The 14477-nt window shown below is 58.4% G+C and carries 13 protein-coding genes; 11 read left to right on the forward strand and 2 right to left on the reverse strand.

All coding sequences use genetic code 11. The features are described from left to right. Positions 1-99 precede the first annotated feature (99 nt). The 8 genes from aroF (at position 100) to NHH03_RS03455 (ending at position 7417) form a co-directional block, all read left to right on the forward strand. On the forward strand, positions 100-1098 hold the full coding sequence (gene aroF, locus NHH03_RS03420) for a 3-deoxy-7-phosphoheptulonate synthase (protein ID WP_253154342.1): 999 nt from the start codon (positions 100-102) through the stop codon (positions 1096-1098). Between the two features lie 4 nt (positions 1099-1102). Further along, a complete protein-coding gene (locus NHH03_RS03425; RefSeq protein WP_253154343.1) occupies positions 1103-2158 on the forward strand; it encodes a class I SAM-dependent methyltransferase in 1056 nt (351 codons plus the stop codon). Positions 2159-2286: 128 nt separating this feature from the next. Further along, positions 2287-2469, forward strand: coding sequence for a 50S ribosomal protein L32 (gene rpmF / locus NHH03_RS03430; RefSeq protein ID WP_253154344.1), 183 nt, complete (start codon positions 2287-2289; stop codon positions 2467-2469). A 113-nt stretch (positions 2470-2582) separates the two neighbouring features. Continuing rightward, complete coding sequence (gene fabD, locus NHH03_RS03435; RefSeq protein WP_253154345.1) at positions 2583-3506, forward strand: ACP S-malonyltransferase; 924 nt, start codon at positions 2583-2585, stop codon at positions 3504-3506. A 74-nt stretch (positions 3507-3580) separates the two neighbouring features. Beyond that, positions 3581-4339 (forward strand): 3-oxoacyl-[acyl-carrier-protein] reductase, encoded by a 759-nt coding sequence (fabG, locus tag NHH03_RS03440; protein WP_253154346.1) that lies wholly within the window; start codon positions 3581-3583, stop codon positions 4337-4339. A gap of 180 nt (positions 4340-4519) precedes the next feature. Further along, positions 4520-4765 carry an acyl carrier protein gene (locus NHH03_RS03445; protein ID WP_150076235.1) on the forward strand — a complete coding sequence of 82 codons (246 nt, stop codon included), beginning with the start codon at positions 4520-4522 and terminating at the stop codon, positions 4763-4765. 384 nt (positions 4766-5149) lie between these two features. Beyond that, positions 5150-6439 carry a beta-ketoacyl-ACP synthase II gene (fabF, locus tag NHH03_RS03450; RefSeq protein ID WP_253154347.1) on the forward strand — a complete coding sequence of 430 codons (1290 nt, stop codon included), beginning with the start codon at positions 5150-5152 and terminating at the stop codon, positions 6437-6439. A gap of 132 nt (positions 6440-6571) precedes the next feature. Then, a complete protein-coding gene (locus NHH03_RS03455; RefSeq protein WP_253154385.1) occupies positions 6572-7417 on the forward strand; it encodes a hypothetical protein in 846 nt (281 codons plus the stop codon). 91 nt (positions 7418-7508) lie between these two features. Here NHH03_RS03455 and NHH03_RS03460 read toward each other — a convergent pair whose 3' ends face one another. Next, positions 7509-8504 carry a tetratricopeptide repeat protein gene (locus tag NHH03_RS03460; RefSeq protein ID WP_253154348.1) on the reverse strand — a complete coding sequence of 332 codons (996 nt, stop codon included), beginning with the start codon at positions 8502-8504 and terminating at the stop codon, positions 7509-7511. 358 nt (positions 8505-8862) lie between these two features. Further along, positions 8863-10038: an aldose 1-epimerase family protein gene (locus NHH03_RS03465; RefSeq protein ID WP_253154349.1), complete on the reverse strand. Its 1176-nt coding sequence runs from the start codon at positions 10036-10038 to the stop codon at positions 8863-8865. A 147-nt stretch (positions 10039-10185) separates the two neighbouring features. On the opposite strand from NHH03_RS03465, the gene NHH03_RS03470 reads away from it, so the two are divergent. Genes NHH03_RS03470 through NHH03_RS03480 form a run of 3 tightly spaced genes read left to right on the forward strand, consistent with a single transcriptional unit; the run spans position 10186 to position 13690 of the window. Further along, positions 10186-11436, forward strand: a complete 1251-nt coding sequence (locus NHH03_RS03470) for a hypothetical protein (RefSeq protein ID WP_253154350.1) — start codon at positions 10186-10188, stop codon at positions 11434-11436. Positions 11437-11496: 60 nt separating this feature from the next. Then, on the forward strand, positions 11497-12504 hold the full coding sequence (locus tag NHH03_RS03475) for a sugar phosphate isomerase/epimerase family protein (RefSeq protein ID WP_253154351.1): 1008 nt from the start codon (positions 11497-11499) through the stop codon (positions 12502-12504). Positions 12505-12559: 55 nt separating this feature from the next. Further along, positions 12560-13690, forward strand: a complete 1131-nt coding sequence (locus NHH03_RS03480; RefSeq protein ID WP_253154352.1) for a Gfo/Idh/MocA family protein — start codon at positions 12560-12562, stop codon at positions 13688-13690. Positions 13691-14477 lie beyond the last annotated feature (787 nt).

The raw sequence follows: 14477 nt of genomic DNA on the forward strand, positions 1-14477 counted from the left end.
GCCCTGTTGGAATTCCCGTCGTCAGTTGCAACACTTTGCAGATTCACACACTGTCTCTTACCTCACACTCTTTCCACCGGTATCTCCATGATCGTGGTGATGGAACAAAACGCGACCGACGAGCAGATCCAAACGATCGCGTCGAAAGTCGAAGCAATGGGTCTGAAAGCCAACATCATTGTTGGCACCGAACGAACGGTGATCGCCGCCATCGGTGAAAAACGTGGCTCGTTTAAAGACTCGCTAGAAAGCTGTCCCGGCGTTTCGGCCGTCACACCGATTTCAGCACCCTACAAATTGGCCAGCCGCGAGGTCCGTCCCGAACCGAGCCTGATCGAGATTCTGGACTTTCGCGCCGGATCGGGGCACGTCGGTTACGTCGCCGGCCCCTGTAGTGTCGAGAGTGAAGAGCAATTGATGAGTTCGGCGCGAGCTGTCAAAGCCGCCGGGGCGACCGGGCTGCGCGGTGGGGCCTTTAAACCACGGACCAGCCCCTACAGTTTCCAGGGGATGAAAGAGGACGGATTGAAGTTGTTGGCGGCCGCCCGCGAGGAAACCGGATTGGCCGTGTTCACCGAAGTCATGGGGACCGATGACGTCGATTTGGTCGCGAAATACGCCGATGTGCTGCAAGTCGGCGCGCGGAACATGCAAAACTATCGGTTGCTCGAAGCGGTCGGAAAGTGTGGCAAACCGGTTCTGCTAAAACGCGGTGCATCGGGCACGATGGACGAATTCCTGCTGGCCGCCGAATACATTCTCAACGAAGGCAACGATCAAGTGATGTTGTGCGAGCGCGGCATCCGGACCTTTGAAACGCACACCCGTTTCACGTTGCCACTGGCCAGCATCCCGTACCTGCATCGCCGCACCCACCTGCCGATCATCATTGATCCCTCGCATGGCACCGGACACACCTACATGGTCAAAGACTTGGCCGTGGCCGCCGTGGCCGCTGGGGCCGACGGATTGATCATCGAAATCCATCCGGATCCGCCCAACGCGATGAGCGACGGATACCAGTCCCAAACGTTTGACGAATTCGCAGCGACAATGGATCGTTGTCAAAAAGTCCAGCGCGCATTGCAGGCGGACTGATCCGATGAACCAGTCTCCCCAGCAAGACCCGCCGGATTCAGGCTCCTCCCAGCCGGCGGCAGCCCAACCGGCAGCCGTTAGGGCCAGCGGTGACCGCACGATTGGCCAATACCAACAGTGGATGGAAACCAACGCTGCGGCGCACATGATGCGTGCGGCCCGGCAATCCGGCATCACGCAGAAATTGCGCGAACGCCAGCACACTCTCGACGAACTGTGTGAATCGCTGTCGCTGGACAGAACCACGTTGGGACTGTTGCTCGGCGGGCTGGTGTCGATCGGATTTGTCGAACAATACGGCGACGATTTCACACTCGCCCGGGCCGGTCACCTGCTGTGCCAATACGACGAAGACTTGGGCGACAGTCGCTGGGAAACGCTGGGCGGTCGGTTGCAGACCAGCGGCGACTCCGACTCCGACGCCGCGATCGACGACAACGACTATCGACAGCGACTCGCGGCGACGCAGTGGATTCATACCTCGGCGGCGATGCAGGCGGCTGAGATTTTGGATATCGGAGGCGACGCGACAGGGCCCGGTTTGCACATCTTAGACCTCGGCTGTGGATCAGCGGTCTGGAGCTGTGCGATGGCGCACCGCGACGCTCAGGCGACGGTGGTCGGGGTTGACCAGGCGGCGGCACTCGCCGCTGCGAAAACGCTGGCTGAATCGATTGAGTTGGGGGATCGATTCAAATCCATCGAAAGCGATCCGCTGTTGGCAACCGTCGGCAGCAACCAATTTGACCTGGTCGTGTTGGCACAGTTGCTGTCGTCCTATGGCGACACCCAGGCAGTCGAGCTGATTGGCAAATCGGTTGCCGCACTCAAATCCGGCGGACGCCTGGTCGCACCGGATTTTTATATCGGCCCGGGCAAGGCCGGTCTGACGGAGACGACCAGCCGTTTAGCCATTCATCTGGCCACCCGCGATGGCCGCGTCCGCGACCTCCGCCAGTCACAACAGATGTTCCAGGATGCCGGTCTACAATCGATCCAATTCACCTATTTGGCGGCCAGCGAAGCCGGTCTGGGGATGATTGTGGCTGAAAAACCGTGATTCGGTCACGGAGAGTTCACCAACCGGATCTTTTTCTCAATCGTGGATTGACGAACAGGGCTCCGCGTTTCTACGATGCTGGGCCAAATTTGTTTTAAAAACGACTCCATACTCACCCCCAAGCAGCCATGGCTGTCCCCAAGCGAAAACACAGCAATAGTCGAACCGGAAAGCGTCGCAGCCACGATCACGTTAAGAAACGTCAGATCGCTTATTGCCCGCAGTGCAGCAATTCCGTCCCGACGCACACGATCTGTCCGAAATGCGGCTACTACATGGGCCGTACCGTCGTTGAACCTCGCGACGAGTAGTCGGCTGTTCGGTTTCGGTCTTTGATTTTGACGCCCAATCCGCCGTGCCTACGCCGCGTCACTCGTGACGCTGGCAATACCAGCACGGCGGTTTTTCTTTGAAGTGGCTTTCCATGATGGACGTAAATTCCGCCGGAATTCTATTCCCCGGTCAGGGTGCCCAGTCAATCGGCATGGGTCGGTGGCTGTGTGATACCTATCCGATTGCTCGGGAATTATTCGATTCCGCCAGCCAAGTGCTCGGTTACGATTTGGCCGAATTGTGCCAAAACGGACCGGTCCAGCAGCTCGACGCGACCGAATTCAGTCAACCGGCATTGTTCACCGTCGGCATGGCCGCCGCTCAGGTTTTGCAAAGCGAATTCCCTGAGCGATTGAAAAACATCACGGCCGCCGCCGGTCTTAGTCTGGGTGAATACACCGCGGTCTGTTTCGCCGGCGGACTGGGATTCAGCGATGCACTGAAACTGGTCCAGCGCCGTGGCCAGGCCATGCAGGCCGCCGCAGACGCCGTCGACAGTGGCATGGCCAGCGTGATCGGTATGGAGTTGGATCCACTGACCGTGCTGTGTGATGAAACACGCACGGCTGACGAAGTGCTGCGATGCGCGAATCTGCTGTGCCCAGGCAATATTGCGGTTTCCGGCCACCGTTCGGCACTGCAGCGACTGGCGCCGGCCGCCACCGCAGCCGGGGCGATGAAAGTGATTCCGCTTTCGGTTGCCGGCGCCTTTCACACCGTGCTGATGCAACCGGCCGTGGCGGCACTGGAGCAGGCGTTGGCAGAGATACCGATCCAGGACACGCGGATTCCGGTGTACAGCAACGTCGACGCGGCGCCCCACCAATCCGCCGATGAAATCCGACAACTGCTCAGCAAACAGGTCACCCAGCCGGTGTTGTGGGAAGCCTCGGTGCGGCGAATGATCGCCGATGGCATCGAAGGATTCCTGGAAGTCGGCACCGGGCGGGTGCTGCGGGGAACGCTTAAACGCATCGAGCGGAAATTCCCCAGCGACGGATTCGGCGACGAATAGAAGCCGTCCTCCTCGTACCGACCGATCAACTTGTCACGCTTTTTTGCAATTTAATTTTTGCCCCACAAGACGCAATGCAACTGAATTTAAAAACCGACCTGTCCGGTCAAGTCGCGATTGTCACCGGTGCCTCCCAGGGCTTGGGAAAAGCCGTCGCAGTTGCCTTGGGCATGAACGGTGCCACCGTCGCCTGTATGGCCCGCAACGCGGATAAACTAGCCGACACCGTGGCTGCGATCGAAGCGGCCGGAGGCAAGGGCGTAGCCGTCGCTTGTGACGTGACCGATCGGGAAGCGACCGCAGCGGCGATCAAAGGCGTTGCCGATCAGCACGGCCGCTTGGACATCCTGGTAAATAACGCCGGGATCACTCGCGATAAACTGATGCGTGGGATGAGCGACGATGAGTGGGACAGCGTGATTGCGACCAATCTGACCAGCTGTTTCGTCTGCTGCCGCACCGCTGCGGGCATCATGCGAAAAAAGAAATATGGACGAATCATCAACATGGCCAGCATCTCGGGGCTGATCGGAAACCCCGGCCAAGCCAACTACTCGGCCAGCAAGGCGGGGATGATCGGCATGACACGCACGATGAGCAAAGAACTGGTCAGTCGCGGGGTCACCGTCAACGCGATCGCCCCCGGATTCATCGCCAGCGACATGACCGACGCGATTCCCGCTGGAATTCTGGACGAAGTCAAAAAAGCGATTCCGGCCAAGCGAATCGGCAATCCCGAAGACGTTGCCGCCGCCGTGCTGTTTCTGGCCAGTGCCGACGCCGGCTACATTTCTGGCCAAACCATCGTGATCGATGGCGGAATGACCGGCTGAGTGCCCCTCATCCGAATTCCGACATATTGACGCCTTTTGCTTGTTTCCCCTATCTTTTCGGCGAATCAACGAAGCGACACGGGGCTCTGACCCTGACCGTCTCGTTCCTCCCCATACACGAGGGGCGTTTGGTTCCCTTGAAGAACTTCCCCTTGCAGATCAAACCATTGGAGATTGCTTATGGCTACCGTCGAAGAACGCGTGGTCGATATCGTTGCTGAACAGTTAGGTGTCGAAAAAGACAAAATCAGCCGCGAGACTTCCTTCGTTAACGACCTGGGTGCCGACTCACTGGACACCGTCGAACTGGTCATGGAACTCGAAGAGGAATTCAACATTAGCATTCCCGACGAAGCCGCTGAGAAGATCCAAAAGGTCGGCGAAGCAGTGGACTTTATCGAGAATGCGAAAGGCGACGACGCTTAATCACGCCGTCATTCGACTCGATTCGAGTCGTAAGCCTGTGATGTTCCTTTCACCCCGGCTTGGCCTACACCGCCCGGCCGAAATGAATCGCTCTGCCACCGGCACACCCTGTCGCAATTGCCTCAAGTGTGTGTCACCAAGTGGTGCCGTTTCGACATAATTATTATGCATTGCCGCCCCCTGGTTTGCTTGTGGGCGGCATTTTTTCTGTCACGCACGCCAGCCCTTTGAAGTTGCGGTTTTGCGTGACGCATCGGGTTGTGATCAGCATGCAACTTCAAAACGCCGGTCCCACGGGCCGTGTCGACTATTCCAGCGACGCCCTGCATTGGCAGCGGTGTTTCGCAGCTTCGCCCTTATTGAACGTACCGCCAAGGCATTGCGATGACCGCAGGTTCATCAACCCCTCCAGCTCAGCCTCACATCATGAAAGGTGATCGCCGTGTCGTGATCACAGGCATCGGCATGGTGACCCCTCTGGCCTTGGATGTGCCCACCACTTGGGACCGCCTGTTGGCTGGCGAAAGCGGAATCGGACAGATCTCGTTGATCGATACCTCCAAATACAAGATTCACTTTGCCGGTGAAATCACCGATTTCAGTCTGGACGGTGTCGCCGAACCGCGCGAAGCCAAGCGTCTGGATCGATTCACCCAATTCGCCGTGCATGCCGGCCACCAAGCCGTCGTCGACTCCGGCGTCGACTTTGAATCGCTCGACCGCACGCGTTGTGGCGTGATCCTGGGCAGCGGCATCGGCGGTCTGATCGAAATCGAGAACCAGATCGAACGGATGCTGTTCAAAGGCCCCGATCGCGTTAGCCCGTTCACGGTGCCAAAGATGATGGTCAACGCCGCCGGCGGCAATATTTCGATCACCTACGGATTGAAAGGCCCCAACTATGCCGTCGCCACCGCCTGTGCCAGCGCGACCAACGCGATGGGTGATGCCCTCCGCAGTATTCGCTTGAACGAAACCGACCTGGTCATCACCGGCGGTAGCGAAGCAGCACTGACGCGAATGGGATTGGCCGCCTTCCAAAACATGAAGGCCCTGTCGTCGCGCAATGACGACCCCCAAGCCGCCAGCCGACCGTTTGATGCCGGTCGCGACGGTTTCGTGCTCGGCGAAGGCGCCGGAGTATTGATCTTTGAAGAACTCGAGCACGCTAAAAAACGCGGCGCAAAAATCTACGGCGAAGTGCTCGGCTATGGCACCACCAGTGACGCCAGCCACATCACCGCGCCCGATCCCGAAGGCACCGGTGCTGCGGCCGCGATGACCGCTGCATTGGCCGATGCCGAAGTGGAACCGTCGCAGATCGATTACATCAACGCCCACGGCACCAGTACGCCGCTGGGCGATAAAGCAGAAACCACCGCGATCAAACGCGTGTTCGGCGATGCTGCCTATAAAACCAGCGTCAGCAGCACCAAATCCTCGATGGGCCATTCGCTGGGCGCCAGCGGCGGCATCGAAGGCGCCATCCTGTGCAAGACCATCGAGACATCAACGATCCCGCCGACCATCAACCTGGATGACCCCGATCCGGCCTGTGACCTGGATTACACGCCCAACACCGCCAAGTCCCGTGAAGTCAATTTGGCGATGAGCAACAGCTTTGGCTTTGGCGGCCACAACGCCTGCATCGTGATCGGCAAATACACCGGTTGATGGGATCGCCCGCCTCGTTCACGAGACCTGCCAGAGCGTTTCGCTGGTACGCTATTGAGTATGCGAACCAACTCTTCTGCCCGAAACGCTTCCCCTGATTCCCGTTCCCGTGGTACCGATTCTTGCGGTGCACTGCTGGACCGCGAGGAATACATCGAACAGGCACATTTGTTCCAATTGCTGCACGAACGTGGCGGCGGTGAATTCCCGATCCAGGAATTGTTGGAACAGCTGCGGCACGAAGTCTTGGCGACAACGAAATTGCCGATGGCGATGGAGTACATGTTGACCGAGGTCAAGCACTCTGGACTGTTGGGTCCGGCGATGCATCAACTGGGACACTACTTCACCCCCTTTCAAACCTTTCTGATCGACCGGAGTGAAAGTGATACAGGGCGGTTCACAATGAACCGTGCGTTGCAAATCATGGAGTCCGAAGCCAAGTATCGGATCAAGGATGCGACCACCGCTGGGATGTTTCTGTTTCAATTCGAAGTCCTCTGTCGCAATCGCCTGAGCTACGATCAGGGGCTGACGGCGATCAGCGGTGACCCGATCTATGACAGCCAATGGAGCAGCTGGATCCTGGGTTTGAGAGCCCAGGTCGGGTTGGTCGATTTTGCCGACCTGCTGTTTTTGGCCAGCGAGCACTATCGCTACAAATTGGAACAGGCCGGGCAATCCGCCGACGGCAAAGGTCCGTTCCTGTTCGGTGACAAAGAAGGCCGAATCGCATTGGCCAATCGACGCAAAGACCCGCTGTACCTGTTTAGCGCTCTACAACGTCATCTTGGTTATCCCCCCGTCCCCAAACCGCTACCGGTCGACCACGCTCAAGAAATCATCCCTCAGATGGCGCGGCGCATCGAACGACTCGAAGCCCGCATTCAATTGATGGAAGAGGAACGCCGATCGTCATTGGACATCACCAAGTTCTACGAAAAGAACAAGCACCAGCTAAAACTGCCAGATGTGTAAAGCGATCCACACCAGCGCGACTTGATCGGGCATAAAGCCGGACACGCTGAAGCGTGAACTCCAACGGGTTGGAACGTTAGGTGAGCGCGCGTTAGTGGGCTCGTGTGATCACCCAGCCCTCGGGTGGATCGGGTAAGCCGAACGATTCGTGATAGGCACGTTGCTCCCGTTCGACCCACACCAAAGTTTGCTGGTGCAATTTCGACGGTTTCATTCGCACCGCCTTGCTGGCCAATTTTCGTGCCCGGGAGAAATCCTGATTGGCGACCGCGGCCAGCGATAGGTTGTGGACCGCGACGGACGAAAATGCATAACGGTCTCGGACTTCTCTCCAGACCGCTTCTGCTTCTTGCCAGCGTCCGGCCAATGCTAACGCGTTGCCGCGTCGAATCGCTTTGCTGCCGGGCGTCAGATACGGGATCTCCAATAGCACTCGCTCGCGCTGCACCGAGGGTGTGATCAGTGGCAACGTGTCACGCACCACCGCGGATTGCAACACCATCTCGGCCGATTCGGCCAGTCCCAGATCGGGATAGCGCTCGAGGGCGGATTTTAGATTCACGACGACCGGTTTTCCGTTGGGTTGGTCACCGCCATCCTGCTGCACCGGTAGCAATCGCCAGGAAACGGCAATTCGCTGGTCGGCTTGGTCGGTCGAGCTCAGCCCACGTTGGGGAAGAATCTCGCCGCGCAAGATGAAATCGATGCCCTGTTGTCGGGCTGTGTTGATCAACGCCAAATCACTTTGGTCGGCGTCGTCGTAGGACACCAATGCGACTCCGCCAGCGGCTAGCGGATCGACGGTTCGTTTCACGTCATCGGCGGACAACAATTGAGTGGCGCGGCCCGAATCGGTCGGCGCTGCCTGCAACAATTTTTCATGGATCGAATCGGCAACCTCGCTGGGCCCGGTGATGTCGGGAATCATCACCGACTTTCCCACCGTCGACTGTAGCGCCGGGGGCGACCAAACGTGAATCGGCACACCCATTTTGCAGCCGCACAGCAACACCGCGGTAAGCGCCGTGAAGCTGGAAAGAAAAAACGTGGGGAGACTAAATCGCATCATCCCATCGCGATACGACATTCTGCCTGTCGGCGTCAAGTCATCTCATCACCCGATGATGCTATCAAATCGCCCGACCGCGGCAGCCGTCACGACTTCTACCCCACCGCGTGCGTTTAGAAGCCAGCGCTTTTCATCACAACCCGACGCGTGAGCGAGGGATTTTGGGTGTTGACGGGATCCCTTGCTGACGCGTCGGGTTACCAAAAACCAATGCTCCAGGCGAAAGCGCAACTTCAAAACTTGCGCGTCCGGCTACTGAATCAACAGTCCGCGCGCGGGGTCGGTCGTCTATGCGACCGGGCAGGGCGGTTGGCTCTTGCCTGTGTGGGCATCTTCAAAGCCCAGGTCGATCGGGCAAATCCATTCACAGCGGCGCTCAGGCGCCCGGTGTCCAGCCGGGGCGGGGGACGCGGTGGATATTGGGCGAATGGTCGGCGGTCAGCTTGTCAATTTTTTCTTGCACGGTAGCGACCGATTCCGCGTCGGTCATCGGGTTCAAGGTGATGCGAAACGACGCGGTCTGCTCCGGTTGCAGCTGGACCACCCGCTGCTGTGACGCTTCGAACGAGCGCTGATTGGGATAGTTGGTGGCCGGTTCCAGCCCGGTGACGTAGCCATCGGCGCGATCGGCGGTGTTTTTCCAGACCACGAATCGTGGCAAGCTTTTCACCGAATAGGTGACGGCGAGCGCTTTGCTGGCGTCCGCATTCTGCAACATCGCGGTTGTCAAATTGGCTTCATCGGCGAGCAATTTGGCAAAATAAACTCGCTCGGCATAGCCACTTTGTGGGTCGGAGTATTCGTTCCAAGCATCGATTTCCTCGGCCGACAGTTTGTCTTTGGGTGCCAATTCATCGATCGGCATCACCAGCGAAGAACCGTTTTCCAGCACCGGCGCACCGACATTGATGTGGTACAGCAACTGCATCGTGGCGGGCTGCGAGCCGTCGTTGGTGACGTCGTCCAATACGTCGACGACCGGGCTGCCGGCGTGCACTCGAACGCGACTGCGGAGCCGAAAGTTGGAAAAGAACAGTCGGCTTTCGCGAAAATAACCGATCAACTCCAATCGCCCGGTCACTTCGTCGTATTCGATTTCCAGACCATCTGCCGGCATATTGCCGATCCGGCCGTGCAGCGGATACGCCAACCGACCATGGTCGTCGTGTTCCGGCGCCCCGTTGCTTTCCAGCCCGCAGCGCACCAGCAATTCGTCGAATCCTTCCAGCCACCCCAGACCACTGGGGTCGTGGATCGGTACCAGAGACGGGTGCACCGGGCCGTCGACCGGCGAGTCCCAGCCGAAGCGAACCGGGCCGTGTTCGATCTTCCAAATCGCCATCCCGCGAGTCGGTAAAACGTGGACGACCACGGCTCCGGTGTCGATACGAACGATTTCGACACCGTCGGCCCGTCCGCCGACGAAACGTCCATGCCGAGTTTGAATTTCGCCACGAGCGGACTCCAGCGAGACCGTCAGCGGCGAGCTCTCGTCCCAGGCGACGTTTTGCAGCGAATCCGCCAGGCTGCGGGCGATTGTCGTTCTAGCCATCCGTTTTTCCTAAACCCATTTTCTTTGCTGTGTGACGGCCTGGAACCCAGCGGCCATTCTTGCCGCCCGGCGCTCCAGTCAATACAACATGCGGGCGGACATCCCGCCCCAAAACATTAAAAATCACTTCCAACCATAAATCCATCCATGACGAATGTGAAGCTCGACGACGGACTGATTCAAGGTGATTCGGTCGCCTCTCTCTTGGATTCGGCGTTGGACGCCGGTGGCGGTTTGCTGCGTTTGACGCCGACTTGGGTTCCCCGTTCGTTTCTGCATCCCGGTCGCCGGATCAAATTGCACCCCGGTGATTACTACCGTTTTGGCGCCGACCGCGGTGGAATCGACGAACGCTGGTTCGGCAGCACGACCGACGCCGCCAACGATGGCCGAGTTTGGCACGAAGGCCAAAGTTTTTGCTTGTTCGAAGGCAAGAAGTTTATGCTCAAAGAGGCGATCGCAGAACGGGGTAACGACATCGTCGGCCAAGCGATCTATAGCAAGTACGACCGCTGGCCGGTGTACAGCAAATTCTTTGACAACATGGGCCCGATCCCCCACCACATGCACCAGTCGTTCGAAGACGCCGCGCTGGTGGGCCAAGAGGGCAAACCGGAAAGCTATTACTTTCCGCCACAATTGAACAACGTTGACAACAATTTTGCCTACACATTCATGGGCCTGGAACCGGGCACCCAGCCCGAAGACGTCCGCCGTTGTTTGGAAAACTGGAACGAGGGCGACAACGGCATTCTGGATCTCAGCCGCGCGTACCGATTGCAACGCGGCACCGGTTGGCTGATCCCGCCGGGCGTTTTGCATGCCCCCGGTTCACTGTGCACCTACGAACCCCAATGGGGCAGCGACGTGTTTGGCATGTACCAATCGATCGTCGAAGGTCGCTATGTGCCATGGGAGTTGTTGGTCAAAGACATGCCCGAGGAAAAACACCAAGACCTGGATTTCATCGTCGGCCAATTGGACTGGGACAAAAATGTCGACACCCATTTCAAGCAGAGCAACTTCTTGGAACCGATCGTCGATGAAAAACGATCGGGCGATGGTTGCATCGACAAGTGGATCGTTTACGGCACCGTTGATGGACAGCAACTGTTCAGCGCAAAAGAACTGACGCTGGCCCCCGGTGCCAAGTGCACGTTGAAAGACCCCGGTGCCAGCAGTTGGATCACCGTACAAGGTCGAGGACGAATGGGCGCGCTGGAATTGCAAACACCGGCCATGATTCGCTTCGGCGAAAACACAACCGATGAAGTCTTCATTTCTCACGTCGCCGCGACCGGCGGAGTGGAAATCGAAAACCTCGGCAGCGAGCCCCTGGTGGGCTTGCGCTACTTTGGTCCAGACACCCACGACGATCTGCCCAAAGCCGGATCCTAGTGCATCGCGTCCTGTCGTTGAGATTTCCCCCAACCTTCTGAATTCAAGTCGCTACGAACAATGAAACTGCACAACGCAATGTGGCCCGGTCTGGTCGGCAAAGGTGACGGCCCCGATCAAGAGCCGCCGATCAGTTTGGAAAAGATGCTGGACCTGACCGCGGCCGCCGAAGTCGACGGGCGCAAGTTTGACGGCATCGATTACTTTCTGTTTCTGCCCCACACCGACCCGGAAGCTAGCGACGCAGACCTGCGTGGCATCGCGGATCTGATTCAATCCAAAGGCTTCAATGTCGGTTCACTGGTGGCCCCGGTCTGGCCGGGCACGATCGGCGATTCGGCGATGGGCGACAAAGAGCAAACCGACAAATTCTTGTCGGCCGTCAAAATGGCTTGTCGTGTCGCCGGCATTTTTGATGATCACGGCGTCCGCAAGTACGGCGTGATTCGCATCGACAGCGCCGAGTTTGGCGTTGAAAAATGGCGTGAAGATTCTCAGGCCAATACCAAGAAAATCGCTCAGACGTTTCGTGAAGCCGCCAAGATTGCAGCCGATCATGGCCAGCGACTCGCCGCCGAAGGCGAAATCTGCTGGGCCGGCATGCACAGTTGGAAAGACATGCTGGATCTGTTGGAAGAAGTGGGGATGCCACAGTCGCTGGGTTTCCAGGCTGACCTGGCGCACACCTATCTGTATCTGATGGGATACAACGCGCCCGAGCATGCGCTGATCAAGGAAGGCGATAGCGACGAAGCCTTCTACGCGGCCTACGAAAAGATGACGGATAAATTGCGTCCCTGGACGATCGACTTTCACGTCGCCCAAAACGACGGCGAAGTCCACGGCGCTGGTGACCACGACAAAACTGGAAAGCATTGTCCGGCCGATGATCCCAACGGAAAATTGGACATCGTCAAATGTGCCGGTTACTGGCTGAAAGATGCCGATCAACGCGGCATTGAACACATCTGCTGGGACGGCTGCATGTTCCCCAACGCGACGCTGGAAAACCCGGCGACCTGGAACACGATCTTGGACACGATGATCAAAGTCGATCAGTCGCTGTAGTCAGGTCCGTCAAACTTGTCTTTTTCTCCCCACCAATTGAACCTTGCGAATCAACATGAAACCTCTCAACATCGGTATGGTCGGCTATGGATTCATGGGACGAACCCATAGCAACGGTTACTCCCAAGCCAACCATTTCTTTGACCTCGAGTACAAGCCTGTCCTGAAAGCCGTCTGCGCGCGGAACAAGGACAAAGCGCAAGCGTTTGCCGATCAATGGGGCTACGAATCGATCGAAACCGATTGGCGTGAATTGCTCAAACGGGACGACATCGACGCAATCGATATTTGCACGCCCAACAATTTGCACAAAGAGATTTCGATTGCGGCCGCCGAAGCCGGCAAAATGGTGTTGTGCGAAAAACCGATCGCGATGAGCACCGCCGATGGGGAAGAGATGTGCGCGGCGGTTGAGAAAGCCGGCGTCGTCAACATGGTCTGGTACAACTACCGACGGGTTCCCGCGGTTAGCCTGGCGAAGCAATTGATCGACGAAGGTCGGTTGGGACGGATCTTTCATTACCGCGCCAACTTCCTGCAAGACTGGACGATCAACGAAGACGTTCCCCAAGGTGGCGCGGCGACGTGGCGTTTGGATGCCGAAGCGGCCGGCAGCGGCGTGACCGGCGACTTGCTGGCACACTGTATCGACACCGCACTCTGGTTGAACGGTGACATCCAAGATGTTTCCGCCGTCACCGAAACGTTCATCAAGGAACGGACGCATGCCGAAACCGGTGCCAAACAAGCCGTCACCATTGACGACGCTTGCATGTTCCACTGTCACTTCACCAACGGATCGTTGGGTCTGTTTGAATCGACCCGTTACGCCCGCGGACACAAAGCGCTGTACACACTGGAGATCAACGGCGAACATGCCTCGATCCGCTGGGACTTGCACGATCTGCATCGCCTGGAATACTTCGACCACAGCGATGATTCGATCGTTCGCGGTTGGCGCAGCGTCCACGTTAGCGACGGCGACCAGCCCTACATGGGCAATTGGTGGGTTCCGGGTTTGAACATCGGCTACGAACACACCTTCATCCACCAAGTCGCCGATCTGCTCAAATCGCTGGAAACCGGCGAACCGATCGAGCCCAGTTTCCGCACCGCGCTGGAGACTCAAAAGGTCTGTGACGCCGTCCTGGAAAGTGCCAAAGACCGGTCTTGGAAAACGGTCTAAGCATCGTCGAAAGATGAAATGGGGGTGCTTCAAGTAGCTGAACCGGCCACGGTTCAGACCTCCCCAGCACGCCCCCCAGCCGACGGAACCCTTGGCGGGATCCGCTACGGTCGCGGCCAACCGTAGCTGGACCGGCCACGGTTCAGATCTCCCCAGCACGCCCCTCGAGCCGACGGAACCCTTGGCGGGATCCGCTACGGTCGCGGCCAACCGTAGCTGGACCGGCCACGGTTCAGACCTCCCCCAGCACGCCCCCCAGCCGACGGAACCCTTGGCGGGATCCGCTACGGTCGCAACCAACCGTAGCTGAACCGGCCACGGTTCAGACCTTCCCAGCACGCCCCCCAGCCGACGGAACCCTTGGCGGGATCCGCTACGATCGCAACCAACCGTAGCTGGACCGGCCACGGTTCAGACCTTCCCAGCACGCCCCCCAGCCGACGGAACCCTTAGCGGGATCCGCTACGGTCCCAACCAACCGTAGCTGGACCGGCCACGGTTCAGATCTCCCCAAGACGCCCCCCAGCCGACGGAACCCTTGGCGGGATCCGCTACAGTCGCAACCAACCGTAGCTGAACCGGCCACGGTTCAGACCTTCCCAACACGCCCCCCAGCCGACGGAACCCTTGGCGGGATCCGCTACGGTCGCGGCCAACCGTAGCTGGACCGGCCACGGTTCAGATCTCCCCAGCACGCCCCTCGAGCCGACGGAACCCTTGGCGGGATCCGCTACGGTCGTGCTCATGCCGTTGCTTGCAAAACGGCAGGCAGAAAGCGGAAGTTGAG

It is taken from the genome of Stieleria tagensis (assembly GCF_024129865.1).
Taxonomy (GTDB): Bacteria; Planctomycetota; Planctomycetia; order Pirellulales; family Pirellulaceae; genus Stieleria; species Stieleria tagensis.

Excerpts from the sequence above, each read along its gene's own strand:
- NHH03_RS03470 (WP_253154350.1), top strand. The coding sequence starts at position 10,186 with ATGACGAATGTGAAGCTCGACGACGGACTGATTCAAGGTGATTCGGTC.
- fabG (WP_253154346.1), top strand. The coding sequence starts at position 3,581 with ATGCAACTGAATTTAAAAACCGACCTGTCCGGTCAAGTCGCGATTGTC.
- aroF (WP_253154342.1), top strand. The coding sequence starts at position 100 with ATGGAACAAAACGCGACCGACGAGCAGATCCAAACGATCGCGTCGAAA.
- fabD (WP_253154345.1), top strand. The coding sequence starts at position 2,583 with ATGATGGACGTAAATTCCGCCGGAATTCTATTCCCCGGTCAGGGTGCC.
- NHH03_RS03425 (WP_253154343.1), top strand. The coding sequence starts at position 1,103 with ATGAACCAGTCTCCCCAGCAAGACCCGCCGGATTCAGGCTCCTCCCAG.
- NHH03_RS03445 (WP_150076235.1), top strand. The coding sequence starts at position 4,520 with ATGGCTACCGTCGAAGAACGCGTGGTCGATATCGTTGCTGAACAGTTA.
- NHH03_RS03465 (WP_253154349.1), bottom strand. The coding sequence starts at position 10,038 with ATGGCTAGAACGACAATCGCCCGCAGCCTGGCGGATTCGCTGCAAAAC.
- NHH03_RS03460 (WP_253154348.1), bottom strand. The coding sequence starts at position 8,504 with ATGTCGTATCGCGATGGGATGATGCGATTTAGTCTCCCCACGTTTTTT.
- fabF (WP_253154347.1), top strand. The coding sequence starts at position 5,150 with ATGACCGCAGGTTCATCAACCCCTCCAGCTCAGCCTCACATCATGAAA.
- rpmF (WP_253154344.1), top strand. The coding sequence starts at position 2,287 with ATGGCTGTCCCCAAGCGAAAACACAGCAATAGTCGAACCGGAAAGCGT.
- NHH03_RS03480 (WP_253154352.1), top strand. The coding sequence starts at position 12,560 with ATGAAACCTCTCAACATCGGTATGGTCGGCTATGGATTCATGGGACGA.
- NHH03_RS03475 (WP_253154351.1), top strand. The coding sequence starts at position 11,497 with ATGAAACTGCACAACGCAATGTGGCCCGGTCTGGTCGGCAAAGGTGAC.